Genomic DNA, 20,415 nt, shown 5'->3' on the forward strand with positions numbered 1-20,415 from the left:
GCCACACGGGGCCGTCCCCTGATGTCGTCATCAGGCCATGAAAATGCCACGGGGCTCGCTGCTCCCGTTCGGCGGTCCACCAATGTCAACGCCGCCGCTGCTTCGTCCGGCGCACGAGATCTACTGACTGACCGATGACGATGCGATGAATATGTAAAGAATTCGCAGCGCTTGTTCCAGATTGCCAGGCCGCCGGTTCCTATCCTAAAGCACTCGAAAGCAAGTTGGGCGCCTGTGCTGCTTCCCTTAGTCTCTAGGGGAGCTCCCAGGCTTCCGCGTTTGATATCGGTGCGCGTGATCGGACGAGGCCGCGGCGGCGTCGGCATGCCTATTCGTGCCCGCGCTGCAAGAACGCGGTACGCAATGAATTTGCTTGAGGCCTCCCGCACGGGCCACCCCGCTCGCCAGGAGCAGGACCAGAGGATCAAGGCACGCATGAAGATCAACTTCTGATCGACGGCCTGCTTCGACGCATTGGGGCGCCTCGGGCCGACGCACGGGGCTTTCGCCGCTGCGGCCGGGTGACCCTGGGCGGCATGCTGTATAACGGAGCAATGAGCGAATCGGTCGTCGAGTTCGAGCGTGACCCTGGGCGGTGGCGGTCAGGGGGCGCTGGCGGCGAGGGGGTGCCCGACAGCGCCGCGCCACATGATGGCGGCCCCGGCGCGCCGAGCCGGGGCACATCCCCATCCGCACTGCTCGGGGTGGCGCATTCGGTCCTCGGGCGCACCTGGCGCAGCCGCTGCGATGCCCGCGCCGATGCCCACGCCCTCGCCATCACCCAGGCCCACGGGACGTCGGACCTCCTGGCGCGTGTCCTGGCCGGGCGTGGCGTCGTGGCCGCCGATCTGCCGGTCTTCCTGGAGCCGAAGCTGCGCGATCTGCTGCCCGATCCCGCCGTGCTGCGGGACATGGGGGCCGCGGCGACGCGCCTCGCTGACGCGGTGGTCGCGGGCGAGCACGTGGCGATCTTCGGCGACTATGACGTCGACGGCGCCTGCTCGGCTGCGTTGCTCGCCGGCTATCTCAACCGCTGCGGCACGCCCCATGCCGTCCACATTCCGGACCGCATCACCGAGGGCTACGGGCCCAACGGGGAGGCGATCCGTGCGCTCAGGGCCTCGGGCGCCAGCCTGCTCGTCACCGTCGATTGCGGCACCACCAGCCACGAGCCATTGGCCGTGGCGCACGCAGTCGGCTTCGACACCATCGTGCTCGATCACCACCAGGCGCCCGAGGCGCTGCCGCGCGCTGCGGCGCTGGTCAACCCGAACCGGCAGGACGATCTGTCGGGCCTCGGGCATCTGGCTGCTGCGGGCGTCGTCTTCCTGACGCTCATCGCGCTCAACCGGGAGCTGCGCCGGCGTGGCTTCTGGCAATCGCGCGGCGCCGAACCGGATCTGCTGGCCGATCTCGACCTTGTGGCCTTGGCGACGGTCGCCGACGTGGTGCGGCTCGAGGGGCTCAATCGCGCCCTGGTGCGGCAGGGTCTGCAGGTCATGCGCCAGCGGCGCCGGCCGGGGCTGACGGCGTTGCTCGATGTCGCCAACCTCAAGGGCCCGCCCTTGCCCTGGCATCTCGGCTTCCTGATCGGCCCGCGCATCAATGCCGGCGGGCGCATCGGCGATGCGGCGCTCGGCGCCCGCCTGCTGCTGACGGCGGACGCGGGCGAGGCGGGCGCGCTGGCAGCCAGCCTCGACGCCCTCAACCGGGAGCGCCAGGCCATCGAGCAGGTCGCGGTGGAGGAGGCGTTGGCGCAGGCAGACGCCATGCTCGAGCGCGACCCGGGACGCTGCGTGCTGGTCGCTGCCTCTTCCACCTGGCATCCAGGTATCGTCGGCCTCGTCGCGGCAAGGATGAAGGAGCGGTTCCAGCGCCCGGCCTTCGCCTTTGCCCTGAACCCGGACGGCGGCGGTACCGGCTCTGGACGCTCGGTCGCCGGCGTCGACTTGGGCCGCGCCGTGCGTCACGCCGTCGAGGCGGGGGCGGCCGTCAAGGGCGGTGGCCACGCCATGGCGGCCGGGGTGACGATTGCGCCAGGAGCCGCTGGCGATTTTGCGGCCTTCATCGGCGGCAGCCTGGCCGGAAGCGCGGGCGCAGGCGTTGCCGCCGAGCTCGCCGTCGACGCCGTGCTAACGGCGGGCGGGGCCCAGGCCGAGTTGGTGAGCCTCCTGGATCAGGCGGGACCGTTCGGCTCCGGCAACCCGGAGCCGACCTTCGCCTTTGCCCGCCATCGCTTGGTTGAGGCAGCGGATGTCGGTGCGGCGCATGTGCGCTTCAAGCTCAAGAGCGGCGACGGCAGCGTGATCGGTGGCGTAGCGTTCCGGACGGCCGGCCAGCCGCTCGGCCTGGCGCTGAAGGCGCACGTTGGTCGGCTGGTGCACGCCGCGGGAAGCCTCACGGTCGACCGTTGGGGCGGCCGCGAGCGTGTCGATCTGCGTCTACAGGATCTGGCCACCGCCGATACGTAGGGTTGTGTCCACAGCCTTCAAAGACAGCGGTTCGGACGGCCGGCGCATCAGCGTCCGTGGAAGATCGGTGGGCGCTTGGCGAGGAAGGCGGCGCGGCCCTCGGCATAGTCGGCACTGTCGAAACAGGCGTCCGCGAGCGCCACTAACGCGTGCTCCGAGGGTGCGCCCGGCAGGCCCGCCGCGGCGGCAATCGACGCCTTGGCCGAGCGCAGCGCCAGCGGCGCATTGGCGGCAATGGTCCGGGCGAGGTCCATGGTCTCCGCCTCCAGGGCCTCGGCGGGGAACAGCCGGTGCAGCACGCCGAGCGCCTTGGCCTCGGCGGCATCCATCCGCCGCGCGGTGAAGAACAGATCCTTGGCGGCTGCCGCGCCGAACGAGGCGACGACCATGCGCATGGCGCGCGGCGGATAGCCGACGCCGAGGCGGCCGGCAGGGACCGCGAACAGCGTGTCGTCGGAGGCGACGCGCAGGTCGCAGGCGGCGGCGATGCCGACGCCCCCGCCCATGCAGAAGCGCCGGATCATGGCGATCACCGGCATCGGGCAATTGGCGATGGCGGCGAAGGCCGCCTCGTTGGCCTCCTCGTAGGCGCGGCCGCCGGCGGCACTGGCCCGGACTGTCTGGAACTCGCTGATGTCGGCGCCCGAGGCGAACGGGCTGTCGCCGGAGCCGCGGATGATCAGCACGCGCACCTCGGGGTCGGCAGACATGGCGCCGATCACCGTTGGAATGTCCTGCCACATGGACAGATCGAGGGCGTTGCGCTTATCGATATTGTTGATGGCCAGCACGCCGATGCCGTCGGCAGCATGGGCTACCAACTTCGGCGTCGAGATCTGAAATGTTTTCATGGTCGGATCCGCCGGGGCAGGGTGTTTTTTTCTCGGGCGCTGCATAGCTGTGCTAGCAGGTTCGCGGCAACGCGCCATCCCGCGTTCACACCGGGTAGGCAGGAGGCATACCATGGCACTTGCGTTTGTGCGTGAGAACGGTCTGCTCGGGGCCGAGCTCGCGACCATCGATCCGGTCTGGGGCCACATTCGCAGCGAGGCCGAGGCCGCGGTCGGGCGCGAGCCCGATCTCACGCCGCTGATCCGCTCGACGGTGCTCGATCACGACAGCCTCGAACTGGCCATTGCCCATCGGGTGGCCGCGCGGCTCGCCAACGAGCTCGTCGGTCGCGATGCGATCGTCCGAGCCTTCCGCAAGGCGCTCGATTCCGATCCGACGATCGCAGAAGCCTTCCGTGCCGATCTGGCCGCGGTCGTGGACCGCGATCCGGCGACCGTGCGATTCCTCGAGCCGCTGCTCTATTACAAGGGCTTCCATGCCATCCAGACCCACCGTTTGGCCCACTGGCTGTGGGACAAGGGTCGGAAGGATTTCGCCATGCATTTGCAGAGCCGCGCCTCGGAGGTCTTCCAGACCGACATCAATCCGGCCGCCCGCATCGGCAAGGGCATCTTCCTCGACCATGCGACCGGTCTCGTCGTCGGGCAGACCGCAGTCGTTGAGGACAACGTCTCGATCCTGCAGGGGGTGACCCTGGGCGGTACCGGCAAGGAACGCGGTGATCGCCATCCGAAGATCCGCCAGGGCGTCTTGCTGGGCGCCGGAGCCAAGGTGTTGGGCAATATCGAGGTAGGCCAGTGCGCCCGTATCGCGGCCGGCTCGGTGGTGCTGCACCCGGTGCCACGCAACGTCACTGTTGCGGGCGTGCCTGCCAAGGTCGTCGGCCCGGCCGGCTGTGCCGAGCCTTCGCGCAGCATGGATCAGATCCTCGCCGACTGGGCGACCGACTTCACCATCTGACGTGCGGCGGCCTTGCGCGGCCGGCGCCATTCGTGGCAAGCCGGGCTCATGCGCGTTGCAGCTGCGGATGATCTGCCGCATGCCCGATCGGCGGGCCTGCGATCGCGCTCACGATTTCGAATCGGCTTGATCCGAGGAGACCGCAATTGGACAAAAGTGAACTCGCGAAGATCGAACGGCATCTGCGCCGCACGTTCGCCAATCATTCGATCAGGGTCGTCGGGCGGCCCCGCAAATCGGACTCCGCCGAAGTCTATGTGGGCGAGGAATTCATCGGCGTCCTGTTCGTCGATGACGAGGACGGCGATAATTCCTACAGCTTCCAGATGGCGATCCTGGATACCGATCTGGAGGACGCCTGACGATCGCTCACCCTGCCGCGCGGGTCGGCAGGGCAGCGGCGATAGCTGCACGGCGGCTCAGGAGAGCGTGACCGTCAGCCCAAGGGCGAAGAGCGCCGACGAGAAGAACAGCATCAGCAGGAAGCTCGACGCGGGACTGTCGCGGGTGTCGTTCGGGCGAAGCGGTTCGTGCTCGAATCTATCACGACCATAGGCGGCCGGTTGGGCGCGGGACATGTTCACCTCCTGGAGCGAACGGCTGCTGCCTGGAGCGTGTCGCGCAACGGTTGCCGTGCGCGCCATACGCTCCAGCGTCCTTCGCGGCCGCATAAGGTGATTCCGTCAGCGGGCCGCATCCGGAAGTATGCGGCCCGACGTCGTTAACGTCGGGTTAAGCTTGCTCGCAGCTTGACGAAATCGCCCGGCGTCGGCCAGTTTGCGGCCAGCCGGGAGGACCAGATGACCGTTTACGCACTCGACAATCACTCGCCGCAACTGCCGCAGGATGGGCTCTTCTGGATTGCGCCCGGGGCGCACATGATGGGCAACGTCAGGCTCGGGCACGAGGCGAGCGTGTGGTTCGGGGCTGTCATCCGCGGCGACAACGATCTGATCGACATCGGCTCCAGATCCAACATCCAGGATCTCGCCATGCTCCATACCGATCCAGGCGCGCCGATCACCATCGGCGAGGACTGCACCATCGGTCATACAGCGATCTTGCACGGCTGCACCATCGGCCCCGGCTCACTGATCGGCATGGGGGCGACGGTGCTCAATCGCGCGCGCATCGGCGCTGGTTCGATCGTGGGCGCCAATTCGCTGATCGCAGAAGGCAAGACGTTTCCCGACAATTCCCTGATCCTCGGCTCGCCAGCACGAGTCGTTCGGACCCTGTCGGATGAGGAGGTCGCGCGTACGCGCGCATCCTCCGCGCACTACGTCAGCAACTGGAAGCGCTTCGTCGCGGGCTTGCGGCCGGTCGGCTGATCGTTCCCGTTGTGCGTGGCGTGCTCCCCGCGCGCCTGAGCCTGGAGTTCGCCCTCGCAACCGTCCAGGAGATAGCGAGGCCTGCATCACCGGCGCGCCGCAGACGCGTCGGGCAGGGGCGCGTCCGGCCCTTGGCTCCGCAGCCCGAGCTGCGGTCAGTGCGCCGCGGTCGCGGTGGCCGGCATCGGTTCGCCGAGTGATACCCAGGTGTTCGGGCTCTCGGCGGATTGCCGCTTGATGAAGGCGAAACCGGTCTTGTCCCAGGAGAGGATGCGCGACCGTTTGTTGTCAAGGATCAGCTCGCCGCGGTTCGTGACGACAGTCAACACGGCGTGACCCTCACCCATGTTGTCGCGCACCACCGTCATCAGCAGCGCCTGGCGGGGCAAGCCGGCCTCCATCAACGCGCGTCGCTTCACCAGGGCGAAGTCTTCGCAATCGCCGCGGCCGTCGTCCGGATAGTTCCAGCGCTCGGCGATGCCCCAATGGTCTTCGTCGGTCTCCGGCGTAATGCTGCGGTTGACCTTGGTGTTGACGGCCACGAGCAGGCGCCAGACCGCCGGCGTCAGCCTGACTTCCCGCGCCTCGAGCGCGGTCACGTCGCAGTCGGCCGGGTTCTCCTTGCAAAAGCCGACCCATCCCATGGGCGCGGTGGTCTTGCCGGCGACGGACGCGAAGGCCTCGGCGGGGTCGGCGGGAAGGGCCGCGGTCCGCAAATCCTGCGCCGACGCCACTCCCGTCACCAGGATGGCAGCCGCGACCACGATCGACCTGAAACAATGATGCACCCGACACCCCAGCCGGCGATTTAACGCTTTGGTAACGATTTCACGGCGGCCTGCGACGCACAAGCCTCCCCGCTGGGCAAATATGAATGAATGGTAAATGCGATTTCGATGCAACATTCGGCCAAGGCTGCGTATGGACCCAAGGCGGTCGGGTCCATTTTCGGGCAGTGACGGCGCGCGGGCGCGCGATCGGCCGTTTCTCCAGCGCTCATTCGTCGCAACGCGCTTGCGTCGGCCGCCAGTTTGGCCAAGGTGCCTGCCATGAGCGTCCCGATCGTCCAGGCGCCGCGCCGGCGCGAGCCTGTCTTCAATGTGCCTGGGGTCGTGGCGGCGCTGATCGCCATCTTCGTTGGCATCCAACTCGCCCGCTCACTCCTGTCCGAGGAGCTGGACTTCCGGCTGATCTTCGAATTCTCGTTCGTGCCGGCCCGCCTGGACCTCGGCTTGACGCCTCAGCAGTTCGCCACGGCGCTGGCGCAGTCGGTCCAGGGGCTGCCGCGCGAGGCCGCGGAGATGCGCATCGCCCTCGGTCAGCTCATCTATGCCGACGGCGGTCTGAAGCCTTGGACGCTACTGACCTACGCGTTGCTGCACGCGTCTTGGACGCATGTGCTGCTGAACTCGGCCTGGCTGCTGGCGTTTGGCAGCCCGGTCGCGCGCCGGTTCGGCACAGCGCGCTTCCTGGCGTTCTTCGCCGTGAGCGCGGTCGCGGGCGCACTTGCCCATGCGATCGGCCACGGCATGGATGTGACGCCGATGGTCGGTGCATCGGGCGCCATCTCCGGCTGCATGGCCGCCGCTGCCCGCTTCATCTTCCAGCGCGGCGTCATGCTCTTCGGAGCCGAGCGCGAGCGCATCCACCAAGCGCGGGCGCAGCCGCTGCTGGTGCTCTTGAAGGACCGGCGCGCCCTGCTGTTCATGCTCTCCTGGTTCGGCATCAATCTGCTGTTCGGGCTCGCCGCGGGGCCCCTCGGCATCACTGATTCGGCGATCGCGTGGCAGGCGCACATCGGCGGCTTTGTGGCCGGGCTGCTGCTGTTTCCGCTGTTCGACCCGGCCCCCCGCATCGAGGCGCCGGGACCGCTGTCTGAGGGGATGGAAACGCCAGATCGGTGAGACCGCGCCCTGTCCGCCGCGCCCGTCGGGCCGTTTTGGCCGCAAGGGCGGGCTCACGCCGTCGACTTTGCCGATCGGCGCCAGAGGCGCTTCAAGTTATCGGCCGGGGGGCGGCGCCCAGATCAATATTCGTAAATGATTTCAATATATTAGACTGAGGAAACAGGGGCCGAGAGCAGGAGGTCCCGCCGTGGGGGCAGGCTCGGCGCTTGCCTTATTGTCGCAGGTCGCCAAATTTAGGCGAGCGCGGGGATCGAGATCCGTCCCCAGGCGATCGTCCCGCGTCCCGGAGCAGGCGTGTCCGGGTTACCAGGGAGACATTGCCATGACCACCGTTGCCCGCATCCTGGCTCAGAAGGGCAGAGATGTGACCACGACTGGCCCGGATTTCACCCTTCAGGAAGCTGCCAGACTCCTCAACGAGCGCCACATCGGATCTGTCGTCGTCGTCGAGCCGGACGGCTCCATTGCCGGCATCCTGTCGGAGCGCGACATCGTGCGGTCCGTGGGCCGCGCCGGCCCAGAGGCGCTCGGCGATCGCATCTCAGCCCATATGACCAGAGATGTGGTGACCTGCACCATGGCGTCGGAGATCCACTTTTTGATGGAGACGATGACGACCGGCAAGTTCCGGCATCTGCCGGTGGTCGAGAACGGCCGCCTGGCGGGCATCGTATCGATCGGCGACGTGGTCAAGCATCGCCTGGCCGAGATCGAAACGGAGCATCAGGCCCTGCGCGAATACATCGCAACGGCGTGAGCGATGCCGCCCGCCCTGGGGCGGGCGGGCTGTCCCCCCTTGTCCGCGGCGTCAGGCCAGCGCCGCGGCAGCATCCTGGAGCTGCTCCTTGAGCTCCGGCAAAGCGCGGTGAGCGGCTTCCGCGCCCAGTTCGATGCCTTCGACTGCGCGATGGAAGTCGAACAAGCCGATGCGGCTGAGCTTGGGCGAGATCATCACGTCGGGCGGATCGCCGGCCAGGCGCGAGCGGGCGATCCGGTCCTGGGTGATGTTGAAGGCGTCCATCATCACCGTGCCGATACCGGGTGCCCCGTCCGGCCGACGGCCGAAGCGGCCGATGCGGCGGGCGGCCTCGAATGCGCCGAGAAGGCGGCGCCCGTCCGAACTGTCGGAGGCCAGAGCCGCCAGTTCCTCCTCATCGGGGCCATGGGACGGGATGGTTGTGCCACGCATCGAGCGCAGGTCGCCGGAGAGATTGATGCAGATGACGAACTCGGCGCCGAGCGCCCGGGCCACTGTGATCGGGATGGGGTTGACCAGGGCACCATCCATCAGCCAGCGGCCGCCGAGCTTCACCGGGTTGAAGATGCCCGGCAAGGCATAGGAGGCCCGGACCGCGTCGGCCACCGGCCCGCGGGTCAACCAGACCTCGTGGCCGGTGCCGAGCTCGGTCGCCACCGCGGCGAAGCGGATCGGCAGTTGCTCGATGCGCGTGCGGCCGAGGTGCTTGTCGAGAAGCACGCGCAACCGGTCGCCGCTGATCAGGCCGGACCCGCCGATGTGGAAATCCATCAGCCCGACCATCCGACGCTTGTTCAGATGGCGTGCGAAGTCCTCCAGGGTATCGAGCGTTCCGGTGGCATAGCAGCCGGCCACGACCGCACCGATGGAGGTGCCGACGATGACGTCGGGCACGTAACCTTCGGCCGCCAACACGCGCAATGCGCCCAAGTGCGCCCAGCCGCGCGCTGCACCGCCCCCGAGCGCCAAGCCGAGCAACGGCCGCTTGCGCACGGCTACGGGCTCGGCAGGCGGCTCGGCGTCGCCGAAAGCGCCGAACCCGAAGCTCCTGAAACTGAGTCCGTCGAACATGGGGGCTCACATCCGAATCGCCGCTGCGGCACGTCAGATCCGACCACGTATGCACGTCGCTCGTGACGAATGCATGGTGTGCCGCACAAACATGACCTTACGAGGGCTTGGCCTTGCACTGCAACTGCCTGCCGTGGCCCCGGGCCCGTTGCCGCGAGCTTGATCTATTCCGTGAAGGTCAGTTCGACGTCGCGGGCGGCCGCGCCGACCGGCACGGCGCGATAGAAGCACGAGCGACGTCCCGTGTGGCAGCAGCCGCCGTCACCGCCCACGCGTACGCGGAGCCAGACCGCATCCTGGTCGCAGTCGATGCGCATCTCGACAACGCTCAGCACTTGGCCGGAGGTGTCGCCCTTGTGCCAGAGCGTGCCGCGGGAGCGCGACCAGAACCAGCCTTCCCCGGTCTCGACCGTCTTAGCCAACGCCTCGGCATTCATGTGCGCCACCATGAGCACCGCGCCCCCGGCAGCATCCGTCACCACGCAGGTGACCAATCCGTTGGCATCGAACGCCGGCGTCAGGCGGGCGCCCTCCTCGACCTCGCGGTGGCCGCCAGGCGGCGCGAAAACGTCGACATTCCCGTTCATCGTAGGGCCTTGCGGCTGGTGCATGCCCGATCGGACGTCACGAATTGGCCCTGATCGCAACGCTCGGCTTCGGCGTGGTGTGACGCGCGTTCGCCGCCGGAGAGCACGGCCTCCACGGCGACGGGCCGGACGATGACCGCTGCGGACCGCGGCTCATCGATAGTCGCGAACCAGGGTCATGAAGCGGGCCTGTTCGCTCGGATCGGACTTGAACACGCCGCTGAACTGCGTCGTGATCGTCGACGCACCGTGCTTGCGCACGCCGCGCATGGACATGCACATGTGCTCGGCCTCGATCATCACGGCGGCGCCGCGCGGCTTCAGCCCGTTGACGATCGTCTCCAGCACCTGGGCCGTCAGGGCCTCCTGGGTCTGCAGGCGGCGGGCGTAGCTGTCGACCACGCGCGCCAGCTTCGACAGCCCGACGACGCCGCCGTCCGGGTAGTAGGCGATGTGCGCCTTGCCGACGAACGGCACCATGTGGTGCTCACAGTGCGAATAGAATTCGATGTTGCGGACCAGCACGATGTCGCTGTAGCCGCTGACCTCTTCGAACACCCGTTCGAGCTGCTCCTCGGGCGCCTCGCCGTAGCCGCGGTAGAGCTCCTCGAACGCCTTGACCACCCGTCGTGGCGTGTCGAGCAGGCCTTCACGCCCGGGGTCGTCGCCGCACCACTCGATGAGGGTGCGCACAGCCGCTTCCGCCTCCTCGCGCGAGGGCTTGGTGATCAGGGACTTCGTCGCGCTCTTCTTGTCGGCGTTGGCCGGAGCCAATCGCGCGGACAAGGACTTAACCACAGCATCCATGTGGGGCCTCCCGCCGTCGATCATCGTGTATCTTCATCCTGGGGGCAAGCAAGCGACGGGCACGCACCCGGCGGCTTGCACCACCCGCCGGCTCCAGTGAGGAAACTTTCGAGAGCCTCATGCCCGACCTATATATGAGCCGGCGCCGCTCGTCCCAAGCCCGGCGCAGATTGATGCAGGTCTTAGCAGATATGACGGCGCACGTCGGGTTGTCGCCGACGGTGCCGCAACGGGTCGCCCATGCTGAATGACGTCTACAACAAGCGCATCCTCGAACTCGCGGCGAACATCCCGCGCATCGGACGGCTCGCGGCGGCCCAGGCCACTGCGGCAAAGCATTCCAAGCTGTGCGGCTCTAAGGTGACGGTCGACATTGCCATGGAACACGGGCGCGTCAGCGATTTCGCGCACGAGGTGAAGGCCTGCGCGCTGGGGCAGGCATCGAGCTCGCTCATGGCGCGCCACGTGATCGGCACAAACGGCGATGAACTGCGCGCGCTGCGCAAGACCGTGCTGGCAATGCTGAAGGAGAACGGGCCGCCGCCCAGCGGGGCGTGGGCCGACTTCGCCGTGCTGGAGCCCATCCGCGACTATAAGGCGCGTCACGCCTCCACCATGCTGACGTTCGACGCCGTCGTCGACGCGGTCGAGCAGATCGAGGCGGCTCAGGGCGCCTTGGCGGCGGGCTAGTGCGCTTTTTGAGCGAAGCGGACGTTGGCCCCGCGTGAAGAAAACGCGACAAATCAAAGAGATAGAGCATTTGGCCACCGGATGAGGTCATCCAACGGCACGCAAATGCGCAGAATCGTTTTGACGCGAGAGCGCTTTTGCCACTCGGGCAGGCGCATCCGCCGTGCCCGCAGCTCCGACTGGCCCCGTCCTAGGGGTCTTACCAGAGCGCCTTCATGTTGAAGGAATAGGCAGCGCTGAAGCCGGCTGTGAACTGGTCACGCGAGCCGATATTGCGCACGATGGGGCTATCGGCGGCGGACGACACGAGACGGCTGTAGCCGCCGAAGACCGTCGTCGTCCACGCGTCCGACCAAGTGTAGGAGGCGGAGCCGACGACGCCCAGGGAGGTGACGCCGCCGGAGGCCTTGTATGGCGTCACGAAGCTGTTGAGGGCCGCGTCCTGGGGCCGGACGCCGAAGGTGTCCTGCATGTAGCTCTTGCCGCCCCAGTCCAGGCGCGGACCGATGGCGAAGGTGAAGCGCTCGTAGGGCAGCACGAAATCGAGCCCGACCGTGCCGACCAGCCCATGCACGTTCCCGACCGCATAGCGGCCTTCGAAGCGCGCCCGCAGGAATTGCGTCGGCCAGATGTCGACGAAGAAACCGGGCTGCACGGACCAGCCGGCATCGTGAATGCCGAACAGCTTGCGCTGCGAGCCGGAGTAGCGGCCGCCCTCGTAGCCCGCGACAACGCCGGCCCTGAGCCAGGAGGTATCGAAGAGGGCCAGGCTGGCGCTGTCGTCCGGCGAGGTGAAGCGCCTGACCTCGCCCGGGCGCCGGTAGCTGAGGGAGGGATAGCCGAAGACGCTGTAGCGGTCCGACCCGGTCCAACTCGGTCCAACGGCGATCGTGCCCTTGAGCGTCACGATCCACTCGTCGGCGCCCACGGGAGTGGAATCGAACACGATGGCGGAGCGGTCGGTCGCGTCGGCGGCTGCGGCGGGAGATGCCGCGGCGATCGCCGGTATAGCGGCCGAAACGAGAAGAGCGACGAGCGTGCGTTGGTGGGACACGGGATCTTTCGTGCGTTTCGAATGCAGCGTTGTCAGCATTGGATACGCCACAAGGGGTTAATAACTCAACCCTTTAGGCGATGGCACGGGCGGTCGCGCGACAAAGCGCGGCCGACTGTGGCAGAATCGCTCCATAGCGAGGTGTGGAACATGGGCTCGTCCTTTCGGGCTGTAGGCCAGCCGCGGGGCACCTTGGCAGCGAGGGGTGCTCGCGGCCTGATTCGCGGCTACCAGCTGACCTTGTCGGCGTTTCTCGGCCGCCAGTGCCGCCATTTGCCGTCCTGCTCGTCCTACGCCGACGAGGCGATCGCGCGGCATGGGCTGTGGGCTGGCGGCTGGATGGGAGTGGCCCGGATTTGCCGCTGCCACCCCTGGGGGTCGAGCGGCCTGGACTTCGTGCCGGCGAACCCTCCGGCCGGGGCCGACTGGCGGCGGCCGTGGTCCTATGGCTGCTGGCGCGGCACGAACCCGATCGCGCCGGAGCGCAAGGCGGCGCCGGGCGAAGCATCGGCTGCCGCCGAGGGATCCGGCGACGCCGTGCCCCCGGCGGGGCCGGGCCAGCCCGCACCAACCTCAAACGCTGCGGCTGCGGCATCGAACGCCTGATCGAGGGCGGGCGAAACACCGCGGCAGCCGCGTGCCACGGCCCGCGCCCAGACGAGGTGTGCGGCCCGCCGCGCGGGCGGCCAATGCGCGGGGGGCTCCGTCGCCTGGGCCCGCAGGTTGCTGGTCTTGTCCGCCAGCTTGATCAGCTTGGCGCGACGGGTGAGCGTCGGGGCATGGTCGATCTGTGCCTGCTTCTGCTCATCGTCCGACAGCCGAGGATCGTCGGTCAGCTCTTCCACCAGGCGGGTCACGTCGTCGCCGAAGGCGGCGCGCAGCGCCGCTGCGGTCACGCCAGCCTTCTCGATGACATCGTGCAGCAGGGCCGCCGAGAGCAGAGCCGGATCGTCGCCGCCGCCCGCCGTCGCGACCAGTTCCGCAACCTCGAGCAGATGGTTGATGTACGGGCGCGGCGGCCGACCCTTGCCGGCCTGACCCGCGTGGCGGCTGGCGGCGAAGGTGGCCGCGTGCAGAACCTGTGCGGCGAGCGCCGGCCCGCTCCAATCCGCGTCACTGATCGGCGGGCCGCTGCACTGGGACGGGTGCTCTGGATCGCGCATGGCATCCTCCTCATTGGCGCCGCTTTGCGGCGGCATAGGTCCGACGCGCGCAACGGCCGCAGGTTCCCCTGCACAGGCGAGCCCGAAACGCTTCTCAGTCATTGATGAGAATTGCCATCGGTCCTGCCGTCCGTTAAGCGCAGCCGCTGCGCTGTCACCACCCCGCTGGGCGGGGATGTGCAGGCACGTGACACGATAACCCCGCATGCTTACCTGCTGCGTGTGCAGGAGTGAGCCGGAGACAGACCATGCTGACCCTGACGTTTCCCGACGGCGCCGCGCGCCAGTTTCCTGACGGTGTCTCCGGGCTCGAGATTGCCAAAGGCATCTCGCCCTCGCTCGCCAAGCGCACCGTGGCCATGGCGCTCGACGGCGTGCTTGCAGATCTCGCCGATCCGATCCTGCGCGACGCCCGCATCGAGTTCGTTTCGCGCGAAGATCCGCGCGCCCTGATCCTGATCCGCCACGATGCGGCGCACGTGCTCGCGGAGGCGGTTCAGTCGCTCTGGCCCGGCACGCAGGTGACGATCGGCCCGGTGATCGAGAACGGCTTCTATTACGACTTCGCCCGCAACCAGCCGTTCACGCCGGACGACTTCCCCGCCATCGAGAAGAGGATGCGGGAGATCATTGCCCGCGACGCTCCGTTCACCAAGGAGATCTGGAGCCGCGACAAGACGCAGTCCTTCTTCCGCGACAAGGGCGAGATGTACAAGGTCGAGCTGATCGACGCGATCCCGGCCGGCGAGGACGTCAAGATCTACCGGCAGGGCGAGTGGCTCGACCTCTGCCGCGGCCCGCACATGACCTCGACCGGTAAGGTCGGCCAGGCCTTCCGTCTGCTCAAGGTGGCGGGTGCCTATTGGCGCGGCGACAGCAACAACCCGATGCTGACGCGCATCTACGGCACCGCCTTCGCCACCCAGGAGGACCTCGACGCCTACCTGAAGCAGCTCGAGGAGGCGGAGCGCCGCGACCACCGTCGGCTCGGGCGCGAGATGAACCTGTTCCACTTCCAGGAAGAGGGGCCGGGCGTGGTCTTCTGGCATGCGAAGGGCTGGACGCTGTTCCGGGAGCTCACCTCCTACATGCGCCGCCGGCTCGCCGCCGACTACGACGAGGTGAACGCGCCGCAGATCCTCGACAAGGCGTTGTGGGAGACCTCCGGGCACTGGGACTGGTACCGGGAGAACATGTTCGTCACCCAGACCGAGGACGAGCGCGTCTTCGCCATCAAGCCCATGAACTGCCCTGGTCACGTGCAGATCTTCAAGCATGGCTTGAAGTCCTATCGCGACCTGCCCCTGCGAATGGCGGAATTCGGATCCGTGTCACGCTACGAGCCCTCCGGCGCGCTGCACGGGCTGATGCGCGTGCGCGCCTTCACACAGGACGATGCCCACGTCTTCTGCACCGAGGAGCAACTGGCGGACGAGTGCCTGAAGATCAACGAGCTGATCCTCTCCACCTACGCAGACTTCGGCTTCGACCGTATCGTCGTGAAACTCTCGACCCGGCCGGACAAGCGCGTCGGCAGCGACGAGATGTGGGACCATGCCGAGGAGGTGATGGGCCGGGTGCTGGAGCAGATCGAAGCGCAGTCGCAGGGGCGCATCAGGACGGCGATCAATCCGGGCGAGGGGGCCTTCTATGGACCCAAGTTCGAGTATGTGCTGCGTGATGCCATCGGCCGCGACTGGCAGTGCGGCACCACCCAGGTCGATTTCAACCTGCCCGAGCGTTTCGGTGCCTTCTACATCGACGCCAGTGGCCAGAAGCGGACTCCCGTGATGGTGCACCGGGCCATCTGCGGCTCCATGGAGCGCTTCATCGGCATTCTGACCGAGCATTTTGCCGGCCATTTCCCGCTGTGGCTGGCGCCGCTCCAGATCGTAGTCGCCACCATCACCCAGGATGGTGACGAGTACGCGCGGGCGGTCGCCAAGGCGGCAGCGCGGGCGGGGCTGCGAGCCGAGCTCGACCTGCGCAACGAGAAGATCACCTACAAGGTGCGCGAGCACTCGCTTGCCAAGGTGCCGGTGCTGCTGGTGGTGGGCAAGAAGGAGGCGGCGGAGGGCACCGTGTCGATCCGCCGGCTGGGATCGACCGAGCAGCGCTCGATGGCGTTGTCCGAGGCGATCGCGCTGCTGCGGGACGAAGCGGAGCCGCCGGACCTCAAGCGTGCTCGCGGCGAGGCGGCGGAGGACGAAGGCGGCGGCCTCGACAGCAGCCACGTGGAGATCGACGGGCACCATGTGGTGGCCGGCACGGCGGGTTGAAGCGGGCCGTTCACCGCGGCCCTGCGATGGATGCGCCATGGATGGTCGGGCCAGGCTCGGGCCGACCATCCATACAACCAAGCGCTACTTGGCGATCACGTCGATGTCGCGGTCGAGGCCTGACTGCACCTTGAACTCGCGGGTGTAGACCTGCCCCTCATGACGGGCGATGACCACGTAGTCGCCCTCGGCCAGGACGAAGGAGGGGAAGGCGCCGATCGCTTCGCGGATCACGTCGCCGCCCGGCGTCAGCACGCTGAAGGCGGTGCCGGCGAAGGCCTCGCCTCCCTCCTTGCGCACCAGCTTCAACGTCACCGTCGCGGCCCGATGGTTGAGCGTCGCCTCGGTGATCCGCCCCGCTTCCACCTTGAGGTCGGAGCGCATGATGGCGTTCGAGTCACCGTAGGTGGACACGACGTGGTAGGTGCCCTCCGGCAAGCGCACGATCTCGCCCGGCCGGGCGTTGCCGACCACGAGGCGCCCTTCCGGATTCTGGCCGACCGGCACGTAGACGGAGAACACCAGCTTCGACGGCGGGATCGCGATCTCGTTTATGGCCCCCGAGATCTTCAACGCACCGGCACTGATGGTCAGCCGCTCGCTCGTGTCCCCGCCGATCGTCACGTGCTTCATGGCGCTCGCGTAGCCGTAGGCGGCGTGCACGACGTAGGCGCCCTGCTTGAGCGCGAAGATCGGGTCGGCATCGTCGGACCGCGCGAGCGGCGTGGGCGCCTCGCCGCCCGGGTCGGGGATCTGGGAGAAGACGCGCCAGGTCACGCCCGAGCGCAGCGGTCGCGCGTCGCCTGCGAGCGTTGCGCTCAGATGCAGCTTACCCATCGGCGGCGGGGCCGGCGACGTTGGCGCTGCTACAGCCGGCGGCGCCACGGCTGGCTGGGTCTGGGCCGCGGCGGCGCTGGCCAGGGCCAGGCCGACGGCAACGAGCGTCGCTCGCAAAATGTCGATCGCGGTCAAGCAGCCTCTCAGCGTGTCAGCGTCATGCCCGCGGGAACGGGCGCTTCGCTTGCTTCATCCGGCTCTTCGCTGTCGCGATTCACCAGCTCGCTTGCTGCTGCGACCAAATTATGGACTGACAATGGCTTGAACTCGAATCGCACGCGGTGGCGGCCCGGCGGGATCTCGACGCCGCGGAACAGCAGGTTGGTGCGCAAGATGCGCTTCTCCTCGCCGTCGACCATCACCTCCCAGCCGGGATAGTAGATGTCGTGCAGCACCAGCAGCGCGTTGCGGTCGGTCTCGACGTCAATGACGATGGCGTTGCGCCGGTAGCCGCGGATGATCACGCTGCCCCCCGCCGCGGCCGGCTCCGTCGTCTGGTCCTTGAGGCCGTAGTCGCCGGCGAGCAACTCGGCTTCGCTCTCCTCGATCAGGGCCGAGTTGGTGTGGTCGAAGTCCGGCAACTCCTCGCCGTCGAGCACGCTCTCGCTGTCCACCGGAACCAGCCGGGTGGCAAGATAGGCCCGCGGCATGGTCGGCGGCATCTTGTAGATCCACATGCTGCCGGCGCCGTAGAGCAGCGTCGCGTTGGGCAGCCGTGGGAATCGGTTGGACATCTTCTCGATCGGCTTGCTCAGCACCAGGTACTCAAGCCCGAGCAGCGAAGCGAGGCGGCAACGGTAGCCGCGGAAGGTGACGGGGAACTGCCGGAGGTTGGGGTCCTCGGAATTCTCCCCCGGGCCGACGGCCCGTTCGTAGTCGGAGATGCGCAGCGGGTTGTAGCCGAGAGTGTCCTCCAGGCCGAACACCATGGAGGCGTTCTGCCACGGGCCGCTGAGGCCGAGGATCTCGACCCGCGGCCGCTCGCCGCGGGCATGGCGCAGGTCGAGCTCGGTCTTGAGTACCTTGAGCCCGGCCACCTGTTCGGGCGGCAGGTTCTCGTAAACGGCGTAGCGCTGTTGCGGCTCCGCATTGAGGGCCGAAGCCGCGTTGCGGGCGATGAGCTCGCCGCCGGTAATGGCGATGAGGCCGCAGGCGAGCGCGGCCCGCAACCCGGGACGCTGGCCGAGCCGGGCCACCGACAGGGCGAGGACCGCCGCGGCCGCGGCGACGGCGAGCCCGAGGCCGGCGTCGGTGAGCGCGTCGGCCAGATGCTGTGCCTTGATGGCATAGTCGACGCCGCTGGCGAGCGCCGCCACCACGAGGACGATGGCCGTGAGCGCCAGCGCCGCCGAAAGCACGTGCCGACGCGTCTCGATGCGCGGCAGGCCCTCGGTGACGAAGCGATGGACGAGGTAGCCGCTCGCCAGCGCCAGCGCCACGTTGAGCGGGAAGGTCGCATCGGCTGGCCTTCGGTAGAGGTCGAGCCCCGGCACGATGTCGAACGCCAGCGTATAGATCGGGGTGTAGGTGCCGACCGCGTAGATCAGCATGGCCGCGGCGACGATCAGAAAGAAGCGGAACTCGCGGCTGAACAGCCGACCGCCCGCGATGCCGTGCCAGAGCAGCAGCAGCGCCGGCAGGGTGCCGACGAAGAGATAGTTGACGGCCCGGTCGACGGCACCGTTGGACATGCCCCAATAGTCGTAAGTCGTGCGCAACGACCCGAAGATGTTCGCAAACAGCAGCGTGGCGAGGCTGCTCGGCGGTAGCGAGCCCTGCGCAGCGATGTCCAGGCCGAACGACGGCCTGTTGGAGTCGGACAGAAACTGCACGGTGAGCAGGGCCGGGACGGCGATCAGCGCGCCGCCCGTGGCGCCCATGAAGGCGAGCAGCAGCGCCCGCTCGCGGAGGTAGGCAAGGGCGCGGCCCGAACTCAGGGCCTCGTACGCCACGGCGCCGATGAGGGTGAGGCAGCAGAGAAAGGCGACCTGGTCGCGGCCGATAGCCATGGCCAGCGCGACCAGCGCGAAGGCGAAGCCGAAGCGGTAGGACCGGCGCGCCAGCGCCTCTTCGAGCAGCAGCAGCGCGAGCGGGAAGAATCCGTAGCTGACGATCATCCCGGTGTGCTGGAGGCGTGAGGAGGCCGAGCCGCCGAGCACGAAGATCATCGCCGCGATCACGGCGCCCGACCAATGCCAGCCGCGCCGTCGAAACAGGCCGACGATGCCGAACGCGCCGGGCAGCAGGTGAGCGAACACGACCACGTCGAAGAGTTCGAGGCTCGGCGACGGATCGAGCCAGCCGAACAGCAGCATGGTCGGGGTGAACAGCAGCGATTGCGGATCAGCGACGGCCGGGTGGCCGCTGAAGTGGTAGGGATTCCAGAGCGGCCATTCGCCATTGGCAAGAGAGGCGCCGAGATAGCGCAGCATCGGGTAGAACTGGTTCTTCGAATCCCAGGGAACCACCGAGCCCGAGAGCGGCCAGACAGCCGCCGCCGCCGCCCAGAACACCAGCACGCAGATGAGGGCGGTCACGGTCTGCTGGGCCGTCCAGCGGGACGGCCGTATGGCCGCCGCGCCCAGGCCGGCCGTCGGGCAACTGCCCGCACGCTCAAAAGGGTTTGATATCGCGTCCGCGCGCCCGGCTGGGCGAGCTCCGCGCCGAAGATAACGCATCACGCCTCTGGCCCCCCGCCGAGGTTGCCCTCGGGTTTCTCGTCCCGCCTCGGCCGATCTTGGTCGCGGCCGTTTCGATGGACGATAGCTCCCAGCCCGCCTGCTGCGCAATTCGGCAAAACGGCTAAGCGGAAGCTTGTATTTTTAGCATTTGTGCTGAGAGCAAATGAACCGAATGTGAATGGCATGGCCGTTGATGGGTCTCAGCAGGCGTTCCGGGGAGCAAGAGCCCCGACGGGCTCTTGGGGCGCTTCGCGATCGGGTGGACTCCCTCGTCGCGAAGCGCTCCAGGTCGGGGCATTTCGTGATTGAAGGAAGACCATCCGATTGCGAAATGCCGTGGGCATGCACTATGTGCGGAGCGCCGCGCGGCCCTCTTGGCCGCCACCGGAGGCCAATTCGTGACAGACACCCTCGATCTTCTGAAGCTGCGCCGATCGGTCCCACCTCAGGGACTGGCGGGGCCGGGTCCCTCTTCCAAGGAGATCGAGACGCTGCTGCGCGTCGCCAGCCGGGTGCCGGACCATGGCAAGCTGGCACCCTGGCGCTTCATCCTCTTCGAAGGGGACGAGCGGCTGCGGATTGGCGACGTCATCGCCACCGCCTTCCGCGCCGACGCGCCCGGTGCCGACGACGGACGCGTCGCGTTGGAGCGCGGCCGGCTCGCCCGCGCGCCGCTCGTCGTGGCCGTCGTGTCGCGAGCCCGGCTGCACGCCAAGATCCCGGTCTGGGAACAGGAGCTTTCCGCCGGCGCCGTCTGCATGGCGCTTGTCATCGCGGCCCAGGCCATGGGCTTTGCCAGCTCCTGGCTGACCGAATGGATCGCCTACGACCGTCGCGTCCTCGACGCCATGGGCCTGGCGCCGGACGAGCGTATGGCCGGCTTCGTGCACATCGGCCGAGCCGCCACCCTACCGCCCGATCGGGACCGGCCGGAACTTGCCGCCATCGTCTCCCGCTACCAGGGGTGA

Annotated in this window: 19 protein-coding genes and 1 pseudogene; 10 read left to right on the forward strand and 10 right to left on the reverse strand. The window is 67.9% G+C overall.

Annotated elements, in window-relative coordinates; translation table 11 throughout:
* Positions 1-554: 554 nt before the first annotated feature.
* A complete protein-coding gene (gene recJ / locus IEW34_RS16120; protein WP_188610217.1) occupies positions 555-2,471 on the forward strand; it encodes a single-stranded-DNA-specific exonuclease RecJ in 1,917 nt (638 codons plus the stop codon).
* A 47-nt stretch (positions 2,472-2,518) separates the two neighbouring features.
* Here the strand turns inward: recJ and IEW34_RS16125 are convergent, their stop codons facing one another.
* Entirely contained in the window at positions 2,519-3,322 is an 804-nt protein-coding gene (locus tag IEW34_RS16125; protein ID WP_188610218.1) for an enoyl-CoA hydratase, read from the reverse strand.
* Here IEW34_RS16125 and cysE point away from each other — a divergent pair.
* Positions 3,321-4,283 (forward strand): serine O-acetyltransferase, encoded by a 963-nt coding sequence (gene cysE / locus IEW34_RS16130; protein WP_373288255.1) that lies wholly within the window; start codon positions 3,321-3,323, stop codon positions 4,281-4,283. The two genes, IEW34_RS16125 and cysE, sit on opposite strands and share 2 nt — an antisense overlap.
* 146 nt (positions 4,284-4,429) lie before the next feature.
* Positions 4,430-4,645 carry a DUF3126 family protein gene (locus tag IEW34_RS16135; RefSeq protein WP_188610219.1) on the forward strand — a complete coding sequence of 72 codons (216 nt, stop codon included), beginning with the start codon at positions 4,430-4,432 and terminating at the stop codon, positions 4,643-4,645.
* A gap of 57 nt (positions 4,646-4,702) precedes the next feature.
* Here IEW34_RS16135 and IEW34_RS16140 read toward each other — a convergent pair whose 3' ends face one another.
* Complete coding sequence (locus tag IEW34_RS16140; RefSeq protein ID WP_188610220.1) at positions 4,703-4,861, reverse strand: hypothetical protein; 159 nt, start codon at positions 4,859-4,861, stop codon at positions 4,703-4,705.
* 222 nt (positions 4,862-5,083) lie between these two features.
* Here IEW34_RS16140 and IEW34_RS16145 point away from each other — a divergent pair, with 222 nt between their 5' ends.
* Complete coding sequence (locus IEW34_RS16145; protein ID WP_188610221.1) at positions 5,084-5,614, forward strand: gamma carbonic anhydrase family protein; 531 nt, start codon at positions 5,084-5,086, stop codon at positions 5,612-5,614.
* A gap of 155 nt (positions 5,615-5,769) precedes the next feature.
* Here IEW34_RS16145 and IEW34_RS16150 read toward each other — a convergent pair whose 3' ends face one another.
* Entirely contained in the window at positions 5,770-6,378 is a 609-nt protein-coding gene (locus IEW34_RS16150; protein ID WP_244642014.1) for a transglutaminase-like cysteine peptidase, read from the reverse strand.
* A gap of 285 nt (positions 6,379-6,663) precedes the next feature.
* On the opposite strand from IEW34_RS16150, the gene IEW34_RS16155 reads away from it, so the two are divergent.
* Both IEW34_RS16155 and IEW34_RS16160 read left to right on the forward strand, forming a co-directional pair.
* Entirely contained in the window at positions 6,664-7,518 is an 855-nt protein-coding gene (locus tag IEW34_RS16155; protein ID WP_244642015.1) for a rhomboid family intramembrane serine protease, read from the forward strand.
* A 325-nt stretch (positions 7,519-7,843) separates the two neighbouring features.
* The gene (locus IEW34_RS16160) at positions 7,844-8,278 is read left to right on the forward strand and encodes a CBS domain-containing protein (protein ID WP_188610223.1); all 435 of its coding nucleotides are present in this window, start codon (positions 7,844-7,846) and stop codon (positions 8,276-8,278) included.
* A gap of 51 nt (positions 8,279-8,329) precedes the next feature.
* On the opposite strand, the gene IEW34_RS16165 is transcribed toward IEW34_RS16160, so the two are convergent.
* From IEW34_RS16165 to folE, 3 genes are all read right to left on the reverse strand, one after another.
* Positions 8,330-9,349, reverse strand: coding sequence for a patatin-like phospholipase family protein (locus IEW34_RS16165; protein WP_188610224.1), 1,020 nt, complete (start codon positions 9,347-9,349; stop codon positions 8,330-8,332).
* A 164-nt stretch (positions 9,350-9,513) separates the two neighbouring features.
* Positions 9,514-9,936: a phosphoribosyl-AMP cyclohydrolase gene (gene hisI, locus IEW34_RS16170; protein WP_188610225.1), complete on the reverse strand. Its 423-nt coding sequence runs from the start codon at positions 9,934-9,936 to the stop codon at positions 9,514-9,516.
* Positions 9,937-10,089: 153 nt separating this feature from the next.
* A complete protein-coding gene (gene folE, locus IEW34_RS16175; RefSeq protein ID WP_188610226.1) occupies positions 10,090-10,743 on the reverse strand; it encodes a GTP cyclohydrolase I FolE in 654 nt (217 codons plus the stop codon).
* Between the two features lie 240 nt (positions 10,744-10,983).
* Here folE and IEW34_RS16180 point away from each other — a divergent pair, with 240 nt between their 5' ends.
* Positions 10,984-11,433 carry an iron-sulfur cluster assembly scaffold protein gene (locus IEW34_RS16180; protein WP_188610227.1) on the forward strand — a complete coding sequence of 150 codons (450 nt, stop codon included), beginning with the start codon at positions 10,984-10,986 and terminating at the stop codon, positions 11,431-11,433.
* A 199-nt stretch (positions 11,434-11,632) separates the two neighbouring features.
* On the opposite strand, the gene IEW34_RS16185 is transcribed toward IEW34_RS16180, so the two are convergent.
* Positions 11,633-12,487, reverse strand: a complete 855-nt coding sequence (locus IEW34_RS16185) for a MipA/OmpV family protein (protein WP_188610228.1) — start codon at positions 12,485-12,487, stop codon at positions 11,633-11,635.
* Positions 12,488-12,637: 150 nt separating this feature from the next.
* On the opposite strand from IEW34_RS16185, the pseudogene yidD reads away from it, so the two are divergent.
* Positions 12,638-12,967, forward strand: a pseudogene (yidD, locus tag IEW34_RS30575) (membrane protein insertion efficiency factor YidD); the annotation flags it as partial.
* Here yidD and IEW34_RS30580 read toward each other — a convergent pair.
* The gene (locus IEW34_RS30580) at positions 12,931-13,857 is read right to left on the reverse strand and encodes an HD domain-containing protein (protein ID WP_373288257.1); all 927 of its coding nucleotides are present in this window, start codon (positions 13,855-13,857) and stop codon (positions 12,931-12,933) included. The pseudogene yidD and the gene IEW34_RS30580 sit on opposite strands and share 37 nt — an antisense overlap.
* A 41-nt stretch (positions 13,858-13,898) precedes the next feature.
* On the opposite strand from IEW34_RS30580, the gene thrS reads away from it, so the two are divergent.
* Positions 13,899-15,929: a threonine--tRNA ligase gene (gene thrS / locus IEW34_RS16195; protein ID WP_188610230.1), complete on the forward strand. Its 2,031-nt coding sequence runs from the start codon at positions 13,899-13,901 to the stop codon at positions 15,927-15,929.
* An 84-nt stretch (positions 15,930-16,013) separates the two neighbouring features.
* On the opposite strand, the gene IEW34_RS16200 is transcribed toward thrS, so the two are convergent.
* Both IEW34_RS16200 and IEW34_RS16205 read right to left on the reverse strand, forming a co-directional pair.
* Positions 16,014-16,901: an RgsD C-terminal domain-containing protein gene (locus IEW34_RS16200; protein ID WP_188610231.1), complete on the reverse strand. Its 888-nt coding sequence runs from the start codon at positions 16,899-16,901 to the stop codon at positions 16,014-16,016.
* A gap of 8 nt (positions 16,902-16,909) precedes the next feature.
* Positions 16,910-19,303, reverse strand: coding sequence for a glycosyltransferase family protein (locus IEW34_RS16205; protein ID WP_188610232.1), 2,394 nt, complete (start codon positions 19,301-19,303; stop codon positions 16,910-16,912).
* Positions 19,304-19,845: 542 nt separating this feature from the next.
* Here IEW34_RS16205 and IEW34_RS16210 point away from each other — a divergent pair.
* The gene (locus IEW34_RS16210) at positions 19,846-20,415 is read left to right on the forward strand and encodes a nitroreductase family protein (RefSeq protein ID WP_188610233.1); all 570 of its coding nucleotides are present in this window, start codon (positions 19,846-19,848) and stop codon (positions 20,413-20,415) included.

The sequence above is a fragment of the Chelatococcus reniformis genome, assembly GCF_014640075.1.
GTDB classification, from domain to species: Bacteria; Pseudomonadota; Alphaproteobacteria; order Rhizobiales; family Beijerinckiaceae; genus Camelimonas; species Camelimonas reniformis.